The following is a 10,296-nucleotide window of genomic DNA, read 5'->3' as shown; positions in this document are numbered from 1 at the left end:
TATTTGTCCAACTCCGAAACTCCTCCTTACAGTCATAGTTGAACAAATAAAAGCTCCGTCGAAAAGTTAAAAAAGTTTATTTGATTATAATTTAAACTTTTTTAATGAAAATTAATCAAAATTTGTTAAAAATGATATTTGTTATAAATTTTCGAGATTTTTGTTTTAGTTAAATTAACCATTATAATTAAACTAAAAAATGCTTAGACGATCCAGGGTTGCAAGGGAAATGGCGATTGATTTCCCTTGCTTTAAAGAAATAAAAAAACATAAAAATAAAGGAAAAAACTATTATTAACAAAAAACTCTAAAAAAAATTTAAAAAATAACTTAATTGAATGTCTAGGAATAAATTTATATAATTCATTAAAAAGAAAGGAAAAATTATGATTTTTTTAGATAAGGCTATTTTATACTTAACGCAAAATATTGAAAAACCACGTGAAATAATTGAAGAAGAACTTGAATTTGTAATAAAGCAAAGTATTTTGAACTATTTAGTGAATGAAAAAGGGATAGATATTAGTGAACTTTCTGATTTGAATGTGACACTTGTTATAGATTTTGAAGATGATTTGACTAACAATCGGAAAAAAATGGTTGTGGAAGAATACATGTTTGAAGTAAATCATAAAAATAATCCACTGGTTCGTACTTTTAGACTTGGAACTGACAATGAGCATTATGTCCAAAGTGATTTAAAGGAACTGGAAAATGAAATTGATATGTTTGAAAACGGAATTGGAGTTTCAAAAAATAAAGGGGAATAATCCCCCCTTTTTTATTGTACATATACTCCAAAATCTTTATTGTCCACAAGAATTTCAATATTCTTCTTTTTGTTTAACTCTGGATAAATTTCTGTCAAAAACCATTTTACAAGTTCTTCATCCCGCTCCACTTTTGTATCATTATTCACAAATACACTTAAGGCTATTTCATCAAAATACTCCTGAGCAAGTTCTATATCTCGTAAGATCATTTCTTTTGTCTGCCCTTTTATACAAATCATAAAAAGTCCCATCTTATATTCTTTTTTTATTTTTTCCAAAACTTTATCATTTGTAATAAAATTTTTGGTAAGCACTTTTGTTCTAAATTCATTATCAAAAGTTTCCATTCCAATAGCAAACCGTACTTCCTGCTCATTAAAATATTCCCTAATTTCATTAAGTTTGTTTATATACCCAAAATACGCTTCAAAATACAATATTTTTATATTTTTCTCACTGCAAACTTCCTTAATTTTAGAAAGCGTAAAATCGTTCAGTTCAAAAACAGAGCCAGAGTTTATAACCTGTAAAACTCCTTTTTCACCAGTAATCTGATTAATCGCCTCCAAATTTACTCTGTTCATTTCCTCTTCATCATCTGTATTGTCCAAAATATAATTACAAAATGCACATTTTCCATATGCACAGCTAAATCCTTTTAAAAGTACTATTTCTCTAGGATTTTTTTCTTTTATTACACTATATCTTATCATCTTTATTCCTTTTCTTATTATTCTTCACTTACTTTTTCATTATTTTTCCAAATTGTTGCAATATATACGAATGGCGTATCTAATAATGCAATTACTACTTTTAGAAAATAAGTTGAAAATATAATTACAATTATTTCTTTCATTGAATAAACTCCTAAGAATGCCATAAACGAGAATACTATATTATCAAGTATTTGACTTAACATAGTGCTTGCATTATTTCTAATCCAAATATCTTTAAAGTCTGGACGCAATTTTCTGATTGCCTGATAAGACCAGATGTCAAATGCCTGTGAAGCTGCAAATCCAGTTACGCTCGCAACTGCTAATCTCGGCATAAACCCAAATACTTGACTTAAAGCCCCTTGCATAGTGTCAGACGGCGCTACCTGTATTTTTAAGACAATTTGCATAATAAAAGTTGTAAACAGCATTGAGGCAAATCCCAATGAAACCACTTTTCTAGCATACTTTTTCCCTTCATTTTCAGAAAGAATATCTGATGCTAAATAAATTCCGCCAAATGCAATATTTCCCATTGTCGTATCCACACCAAACAAGGTCATCATCTTCCCAACCTGAATATTTGCAATAACTATTGAAAGCGGTACAATTGAAAGCAGTCCTGCCTTTCCCCAGAATCTATAAGCCAAGATAACCGCTGTAAAATTAAGCAGCAAGTATCCTAACCACATTAATTCATTTACTCCAAACTGAAAGTTTCTAAAAAATTCCAAAATTTTCCTCCTTATAATTTTTATTTTTTATTTAATTAAATTTTCCCTATTTTTTTAGACAAATAAAAAACACACACTATCCTTTTGAATAATATGTGTTTCCAAAAGGTTTTTTTTAGAGATGGATTTTCCCAAACATCTGAATTAAAATTTATAATATTTTTTATTAAAAATTATTTAACTAACATAACTGTAGGAACACTAGGCACTCTAAATCCTTCTGAATGTCCAGGTGTCGAATTTCCTAACCAGTCATAGATAAACTTAATCTGATCATCATAATGTCTTATACATTTATGAGATTCTGGATAAGTTCCTATTTTTTTAGCTGTTGCAGCTTTTCTTTGCTCTCTTGTATTTTTAGGTTCAAATAATGACGGAATACTATGCATATAACCTCCACCACTAAATCTTACGGCATTTTTTGCATCTCCTACAACTGCCTTGTTATCTGAACCTGTGTACTGCATTACAGGTTTAGAGTAAGCAATTAGGAAAGTTCCATAAGGTGTGGCAAATGAATTTCCAGCGTCTTTTCCAGTAGTTACAAATGAAGAAGTTACTACATTCCAGTTATCTCCTACTTTTTCTATAACCATTTCATTTTGACTTGCTCTGTCAACATAGATAAATCTTGTTATTTCGCCAGTAATTCCTGCATCTTTCAAATATCTTTTTGTAGAAGGCTTTAAGTAATAAGTACCGTTATCATAGGCATCTATTTTAACTTTTACGTATTTATCATTTTCTTCTTCCACAATCATAATAGTTCTGTCTGGAATATTTATATAATCCTTAAAACTTTTATCTGTATAACCAGATTCACTTTGATTAGCACGATTTCCAAATTTATCTCTTTTACCTGATTCCCCTCCTCCAAGCGGAACATAATCATCTAAGACATATATTTTTTTATTGGCACTAACGGCTTCTCTTATAAACTTATTTGTTTTATCAACTTTTTTCATCATATCGTTCCAGTCAAATTCACGTTTTTCAACAGCTGATTTTGGAATATACCCAAGCTGATTGTCAAAAAATACTTCATACCATTCATCTGATTTATTTCCAGCATTAGTTTTAACAATTCCTGTCGTTCTGTATTTATGAGAGTATGCTGCCGATTTTATAACTTTAGCATTAGAATTTGGTTCTTTTCTTATGCTTGTTGCTTCTTTTACAAAAACAAATTCATCCATTTCTCTTGGAGAATGTTTGTCATATTGAAAATTAAATGTCAGATTTTTAGGTCTGTTAGAAGAATATTTTTTGATATACACATACGAACTTTTTATGGTTTCACTGCTGTCTTTCTTATCTCTCTCAAGATTGCTTTCGCTTTTTTTTTTCTTTCTGCATCATTAATTTGATTATCAGTTGTTGTTGTTGTTACTGTAGATTCTTCAGGTTTTGATTCTATAGATGGAGTTTCTGTAACTGGAGTAACTTCGGTAACAGATTCTTCAGGTTTTGATTCTTTTGCTACAGGTTGAGGAGTACCATTTTTCTTAGGATATTCAGCAATAAATGTCTTTATAAACGTATCAAATTTTGTTTCAAAATCACCTCTGCTCATTGTTTTTTCAATAGATTTTCCCTTAACAAATTTTGCTTTATCATTAAATACATAGGGAATAAATGTAAGATGTATATCATTTCCATCTTCTGCATATTCAACCTCTATTTTATCTTTAATTCCATCTCCATCTAAATCTGGCTCTAATGTAATTTGTTTCCATTCAATCTCTTTTTTAGCTTTTTTAGCAGAAAAACCATTAATAGATACCATTGAAATCATCATTAATGCCATTATTAAAAATTTAGTTTTTTGTAACTTTACTTTTTTCATCATATATTTTCTCCTTACTTTTTATTTTAAAATCAGGAACAATTGTTCAAGTCCTATAACTTTATATTATAAAACTACTGCTATTACAGGTTCTTCAGGTATTGTATTATCTCTATCCTTGATTTTACTGTCTGCATTTATCCATCCAACAATAAACTCAATCTGATCATCAAAGTGTCTTACACATTTATGGGAATCTTTATATGTTCCTATTTTCTGAGCAGTTCCTGTATTTAATGTAGATCCTTTGAAATTAAGTCCTACAGGAATCCCGTGCATATAACCTCCACCGCTGAATCTTACTGCATATTTGGCACTTCCTCCGATAGTCAGGTCAGATCTTCCAGGAAGCGTTTTATCTCCTGCTCTTGCATGTCTTGTAAAAGTCATGTATGGTCTTGTGAAAGCTATTAAGAATGCCCCATGAGGTGTTTCATAAGAACCCCATCCATCTTTCCCGGTAGTTACATACGAATATGTTACGACTTCATATTTTTCAGTTTCAGGATTTCTTTGGAAAAGCACTTCAGTCTGGCTATGTGGATCAATTGCTATAAATTTATTAACTTTCTCTTTTATATTCTCAGCCTTTTGATATGTACCTTCTGTTTTTTCAATGAAATAAGGTCCCCCATAAAACGGTGTTTCAATTTTTAGCATGTTATTTTCTTCGCCGATTATTTTAAAGATTGTCTGATCGGGAATATTTATTATTTCGCCTTCCTTATTTGCCTTTGTGTATCCTATGATGCTCTGATTGTTCTTGTTGCCAAATCTATCCTTTTTGCTAGGTTTATCACGCGACAGAGGCTTGTATTCTGTAATAATATATAAATCTTCTTTTGCCTTTAGCGCAGTGTCGATAAAATTGTTTACAATTTCAATTCTATTAATCATTTTATTCCAGTAAAAACCTCTTTCTGAGACATTGTCTTCACTACCTGCGATAAATCCTTTGATAGTTGTTGGATTTTCTGTTATTACTTTACCATCTTTATCTTTTTTTTCTTTTCTAGTTACATTAGTATCACCTTTTTTTGTAAATTCTGTGAAATACCATTTTGCATTTGAATTTACTTCATTTGATACCATATCAAATAATATTTCAGGCTTTTCACTAAATCCCAAATGAGCTACAGCATTTCCATTTGGAGCTTCCAACAAGCTTGCTGATTTTTTTATAAATAAAAAATTATTTGTATTTTCTGGAGTATGATTATTAAACTTTATCTTATCAAATATTATGTCACCTCTTCTGTTATCTCCATAAATCACTATATATCTAGTTTCTCCAAGCTGAACGTTCTTAGAATATTCAGGATAATATTCCTTTACCTTGTCAAACATTTTCTGCATTGCCTGAAGTTCCATAATACTGAACTTCTTGTCAAATGTTATCTGATATGTAAGCATATCCTTTCCATCTTGATTTGTGTATATTGAAACTACAGCTTCTATGAAGTCATTTTTTGAATTATATGTTACGACAACTTTTTCTTTAATTCCATCATTATTAAAATCGTAATCAAATACTTCCTTCTCATGTCCTTCAACTGAAATATTTTCAGAATATTCCTTAGGCAGATTCAATGGCTCAGCATTTACATTAAATCCTACAATAGTATTAATCAATGCTGCCAACCCAATTTTTCTCCATTTTTTTATTTTTATCTTTTCCTTTCCAGCTTCAATAATATTATCTAGTTTTTTTGTCACAATTTCCCCTCCTATTCATCATTCTCTTTTTATGACATTTCAATTTACAAGCCAATAAGCCACTTGCCTTTCCCATCTTCATCTCTCCGTCTTTTTTATTATTGTTTAAGTAGAAAAAATTATCTCAAAAATTTGAAATTCATTTCAATTTTAAATTCATTGCTATATTATATCATAATATCTATAAAAATGTAAAACATAAATTAAATTTTACTTTTATTTTCTAATAAAATTTTTATTTTATAGCAAGAATTCACTAAAATTATTCCACCAGAACTAAATAAATTATAGATTTAGATAAAAATTATATTATTTGAGTTTGACTTCAATTCTAATTTTTTACTTACAAAATTTTGGAAATTCCACTTTTAGCACTTCATAAAGTCTTTCCAGCATTTTCTCCAAATATTTAGTTGGCACAGCTAGATTTACCCTCTCAAATCCGTCTCCAGCCTTTCCAAATGTATATCCCTCACTAAAAAATATTTTTGATTTTTTATTCATAAACTCCTTAAGTTCTGTGTTTTTAAGCCCCAATGCCCGAAAGTCTAACCATTGTAAATAAGTTCCTTGAATTAGCGGTGCCTTCAAATCTACAAATCTTTCTTTAAAAAATTTATTTACCAATTTCTGATTTTTATCAATTAACAGCAAAAATTCATCAAGCCATTCTTCTGCTTCTGTATAAGCCAGTTCACATGCCTTATATGATAATGTTGAAAAAACATGCATCGCCATTTTTTCCATTTCAGCCTTGAATTTTTTACGAAGTTTCTCATTTTTGATAATTATATTTGAAATTCCTGCTCCAGCTAGATTAAAACTCTTTGTAGGAGCAGTACATGTTATTGTAATCTCAGCAAATTTTTCTGATAAAGTCTGAAAAACTGTATGTTTATGCCCAGCCATCACAATATCAGAATGAATCTCATCAGAAATCACAATCAAATCATTCTCAACCACAATTTTCCCAATCTTTTCCAAATCTTCCCTGCTCCACACAATCCCAAGCGGATTATGAGGACTGCACAAAAGCAATATTTTATTATTTTTATCTTTTGCAAACTCTTCAAATTTTTCAAAATCAATAGAATACTTGACTTCACCATTCTCATTTTTACTTTTAACTAAACCACAATCCACCAATTTTCTATTATTTGAAGTAATCGAGCTATAAAATGGAAAATAAACAGGAGTAAACGTAATCACACCTTCATTCTCCTTTGCAAAAGCCTTAATCGCAACATATATAGCCGAAACCACACCAGGAGTACAAAAAATCCAGTCTTTTTCTACCTTAAAACCGTGCCTTCTCTCCATCCATCCTATAACAGCCTCATAATATTTCGGATAAGTCCCCGAATACCCCAAAACGGTTTCATCAATATATTTTTTCATTCCTTCTGTTATCTCAGGAGCAATCTTTAACTCCATATCCGCCACAGAAAACGGAACAATATCATCTTCCAGCTCTGGAAGCACTTCATACATCTGCTCCCATTTGTACGATCCTTGCCCTTTTCTGCTTAAGATTGTTTCAAAATCATATTCTTTTGACATTTTTTTACCTCCATTCAAATTCTCTCTACTCATGCTCCTTACAGCTCATTTCCTCAACCACAAGTTTAAACACACAAACTGCCTTCAGCATTTGCTCGTCAAACTCCCATTCTGTTTTTCTAGTATTATGTTTCATCAGTTCCAGCAACGCCTTCATTTTTTCTTGTGCATCTTCAATAATCTCAACTTTCCCATTTCCGATTACACTTTGAAATCTGGCAGTATAATTGCAGGCTTTATAACCTTTTGTGTAAATTTTGTGATTTGTGTCAAGTTCAAATCCTACGTAGTTATTTTGTTTTATTATATCAAGTTTTCTCCCTGTTCTTGCACCGTGAAAATAAAATGTATAATTTTCATTTTCTTCGGTAAAGCCAAAATTTAGTGGGACGATGTAGACTTTTCCGTTATCGTTTAAGCCAAGACGGCAACAGTCACAGGCTTTTATAATTTCTTTTATTTTTTCGTTGTCTGTAATTTCTCTGTCCCGTCTTCGCATTTTTACTTTTGTATTTTCCATTTTTATGTTTTTCCATTCTATTATTTCTGTACATTAAATTTAAAATAATCCTGAAATTACCCCATTTTCATCAATATCAATTAACTCTGCCGCCGGCTTTCTCGGTAATCCTGGCATATCGATGATTTCTCCAGCCATTACTACTAAGAATCCTGCTCCAGCTGATAGTCTTACTTCATTGATTGTAATTGTGAAGCCTGTTGGTCGTCCCAGTAGATTTGGGTTGTCTGACAATGATTTTTGTGTTTTTGAGATACATATTGGCAATTTGTCGTAGCCGTTTTCTACGTATTTTTTGATATTGTTAAGTGCTTTTGGTGCGAAGTTCACTCCATCCGCTCCATAAATTTCTTTTGCAATTTTTTCAATTTTTTCCTGAATTGACAAGTTCAAATCATAGAGTGGAGCGTATTTTTTGTCTGATTTTTCATTCTTTTCAATGGCGTTCATAACTTTTTCCACAAGCTCTTTTCCACCTTCTCCACCTTTTTCCCAAATTTCGCAGTTGGCAACTTCCACATCCAGTTTTGCACAGAAGTCTTTTATCACTTGAATTTCAGCGTCAGTATCAGTTATAAATTTGTTAATTGCCACAACAACTGGCAAATTGTACTTTTGCATGCTTTCAATATGTTTTTCAAGATTTACAAGCCCTTTTGTCAATGTTTCAATATTTTCCGACTTCAAGTCCTTATCTCCGCCGTGATGCTTCAACGCACGAACTGTCGCAACGATTACAATAACATTTGGCTCCAATTTCCCAAGCCTAGCTTTTATATCCAAAAATTTCTCAGCCCCCAAATCAGCCGCAAATCCAGCTTCCGTAACCACATAATCAGACAATTTCAATGCCATTTTTGTAGCCAGCAGCGAATTACATCCATGTGCAATATTCGCAAAAGGTCCACCATGAATAAATACAGGCGTATTTTCCAAAGTCTGTACCAAATTAGGCTTTATCGCATCTTTTAGTAATGCCGCTACTGCCCCTTGAATATTAAGCTGCTTAACTTTAAGCATTTCCCCTTTTCTGTTGTATGCAAAAACTATTTCCCCAATTCTTTCCTTCAAGTCAGTAATAGAGTCAGCAAGACAGAAAATCGCCATAATTTCCGAAGCAACCGTTATCTGAAACGAATTTTCACGAGGCACGCCATTCACTTTTGGACCAAGCCCAACGACAATGCTTCTCAAATTTCTGTCGTTCATATCAAGCACACGTTTAAAAGTAATATTATTTACATCAATATCAAGTTCATTTCCAAAATGTATATGATTATCAATGCACGCAGAAATCAAGTTATGCGCAGCCGAAATTGCATGAATATCTCCCGTAAAATGTAAATTTATCTCTTCCATTGGAACAACTTGCGACATTCCGCCCCCAGCAGCTCCACCTTTCATCCCAAACACAGGCCCCAAAGACGGCTCCCTAAGTGCCGCAATCGATTTATACCCAAACTTGTTCAACGCCTGAGTCAATCCAACAGTAACAGTAGACTTCCCTTCCCCCGGAGGCGTAGGAGTAACAGCTGTCATCAAAATCAATTTTCCATCTTTTTTCCCTGCATTTTTCTTCAATACTTCCAAACTAACCTTAGCCTTATACTTCCCGTACGGCTCAAAATCATCCTCTGTAAGTCCAATACTTTCTGCAATCTCACCAATTTTTTTCAATTTCGCATTTTGAGCAATTTCAATATCCGTCATCCTAACATCCTCCTGTATTTTTTATTATTTATATAAAAATCGAAAAAGTCATGTTAATTAAAAGACTTTTCCGATATTCATTTATAATTTGTTCAGTTTTTATAACTTTTTCTTTAGAAATTCATATTAGTTACTAATTTCTACAAGTGTGGTTATTTTCCTAAATTAACCTACAATTCTAATTAACATCATCTTCTCATAAATACATCATATTATATCTTTTTATAATTGTCAATATTTTTAATAGCAATTCATCTTTTTCATTTTTTAAAAAACTGTTTTTACAAGGATAAATATGAGACTTAATCTTCATTTTTGGAAGAATGCAAGATAATAAACAATCAAGATTTAATATTAGATTGTTTTATTTAATATCAGTTTTTACTGTTTTCTTTCTTTATTTTCGCAGGATTGCTCATTGCCGCAAATCCTGCAACCTATGGCTAGACTACGACTTTTATTTGCCCAACTCCGAAACTCCTCCTTTCAGTCGTCAAACAGTCGTAGCTGAACAAATAAAAGCTCCGTCGATTTATTAAAATTAAAATATAATTTTCATTTTTCAAACAGATTTTAGTATAAATAACCCGTCGGAGCATTTTTCTGTGCTGGCAAAACTGTCTGAGCATGGCGAGTTTTTTGTCAGTGCAGGAAAATGTCCTAGACTAGCCATAGGTTATTGCGTAGCAATCTTTCCATAATTTTAATTATTAGGACA

Annotated in this window: 9 protein-coding genes; 1 reads left to right on the top strand and 8 read right to left on the bottom strand. The window is 31.6% G+C overall.

All coding sequences use genetic code 11. The features are described from left to right. Positions 1 to 386 precede the first annotated feature (386 nt). Positions 387 to 770, top strand: coding sequence for a hypothetical protein (locus HMPREF1552_RS02920; RefSeq protein ID WP_006804821.1), 384 nt, complete (start codon positions 387 to 389; stop codon positions 768 to 770). Positions 771 to 781: 11 nt separating this feature from the next. Here HMPREF1552_RS02920 and HMPREF1552_RS02915 read toward each other — a convergent pair whose 3' ends face one another. The 8 genes from HMPREF1552_RS02915 to HMPREF1552_RS02885 form a co-directional block, all read right to left on the bottom strand. After that, entirely contained in the window at positions 782 to 1,486 is a 705-nt protein-coding gene (locus HMPREF1552_RS02915) for a radical SAM domain protein (protein ID WP_021743577.1), read from the bottom strand. Positions 1,487 to 1,503: 17 nt separating this feature from the next. Then, positions 1,504 to 2,223 (bottom strand): queuosine precursor transporter, encoded by a 720-nt coding sequence (locus HMPREF1552_RS02910; protein ID WP_051311979.1) that lies wholly within the window; start codon positions 2,221 to 2,223, stop codon positions 1,504 to 1,506. A gap of 173 nt (positions 2,224 to 2,396) precedes the next feature. Beyond that, the gene (locus HMPREF1552_RS12725) at positions 2,397 to 3,422 is read right to left on the bottom strand and encodes a L,D-transpeptidase family protein (protein ID WP_231370738.1); all 1,026 of its coding nucleotides are present in this window, start codon (positions 3,420 to 3,422) and stop codon (positions 2,397 to 2,399) included. A gap of 92 nt (positions 3,423 to 3,514) precedes the next feature. Beyond that, complete coding sequence (locus tag HMPREF1552_RS12720) at positions 3,515 to 4,075, bottom strand: hypothetical protein (RefSeq protein WP_021743574.1); 561 nt, start codon at positions 4,073 to 4,075, stop codon at positions 3,515 to 3,517. A gap of 63 nt (positions 4,076 to 4,138) precedes the next feature. Next, complete coding sequence (locus HMPREF1552_RS02900; RefSeq protein WP_021743573.1) at positions 4,139 to 5,788, bottom strand: L,D-transpeptidase; 1,650 nt, start codon at positions 5,786 to 5,788, stop codon at positions 4,139 to 4,141. A 339-nt stretch (positions 5,789 to 6,127) separates the two neighbouring features. Beyond that, on the bottom strand, positions 6,128 to 7,348 hold the full coding sequence (locus tag HMPREF1552_RS02895; protein ID WP_039901067.1) for a MalY/PatB family protein: 1,221 nt from the start codon (positions 7,346 to 7,348) through the stop codon (positions 6,128 to 6,130). A gap of 25 nt (positions 7,349 to 7,373) precedes the next feature. Then, on the bottom strand, positions 7,374 to 7,868 hold the full coding sequence (locus HMPREF1552_RS02890; RefSeq protein WP_021743571.1) for a pyridoxamine 5'-phosphate oxidase family protein: 495 nt from the start codon (positions 7,866 to 7,868) through the stop codon (positions 7,374 to 7,376). A 39-nt stretch (positions 7,869 to 7,907) separates the two neighbouring features. After that, complete coding sequence (locus tag HMPREF1552_RS02885; RefSeq protein WP_021743570.1) at positions 7,908 to 9,578, bottom strand: formate--tetrahydrofolate ligase; 1,671 nt, start codon at positions 9,576 to 9,578, stop codon at positions 7,908 to 7,910. Positions 9,579 to 10,296: the final 718 nt, after the last annotated feature.

The sequence above is a fragment of the Leptotrichia sp. oral taxon 879 str. F0557 genome, from assembly GCF_000469385.1.
GTDB lineage: Bacteria > Fusobacteriota > Fusobacteriia > Fusobacteriales > Leptotrichiaceae > Leptotrichia > Leptotrichia mesophila.
Note: the sequence above shows the minus strand (reverse complement) of the source record. Positions and strands in the feature narration are given on the sequence as shown.

Coding starts and splice junctions, on each gene's coding strand:
- HMPREF1552_RS02895 (WP_039901067.1), bottom strand. CDS start 7,348: ATGTCAAAAGAATATGATTTTGAAACAATCTTAAGCAGAAAAGGGCAA.
- HMPREF1552_RS02885 (WP_021743570.1), bottom strand. CDS start 9,578: ATGACGGATATTGAAATTGCTCAAAATGCGAAATTGAAAAAAATTGGT.
- HMPREF1552_RS02920 (WP_006804821.1), top strand. CDS start 387: ATGATTTTTTTAGATAAGGCTATTTTATACTTAACGCAAAATATTGAA.
- HMPREF1552_RS02915 (WP_021743577.1), bottom strand. CDS start 1,486: ATGATAAGATATAGTGTAATAAAAGAAAAAAATCCTAGAGAAATAGTA.
- HMPREF1552_RS02890 (WP_021743571.1), bottom strand. CDS start 7,868: ATGGAAAATACAAAAGTAAAAATGCGAAGACGGGACAGAGAAATTACA.
- HMPREF1552_RS12725 (WP_231370738.1), bottom strand. CDS start 3,422: ATGGATGAATTTGTTTTTGTAAAAGAAGCAACAAGCATAAGAAAAGAA.
- HMPREF1552_RS12720 (WP_021743574.1), bottom strand. CDS start 4,075: ATGATGAAAAAAGTAAAGTTACAAAAAACTAAATTTTTAATAATGGCA.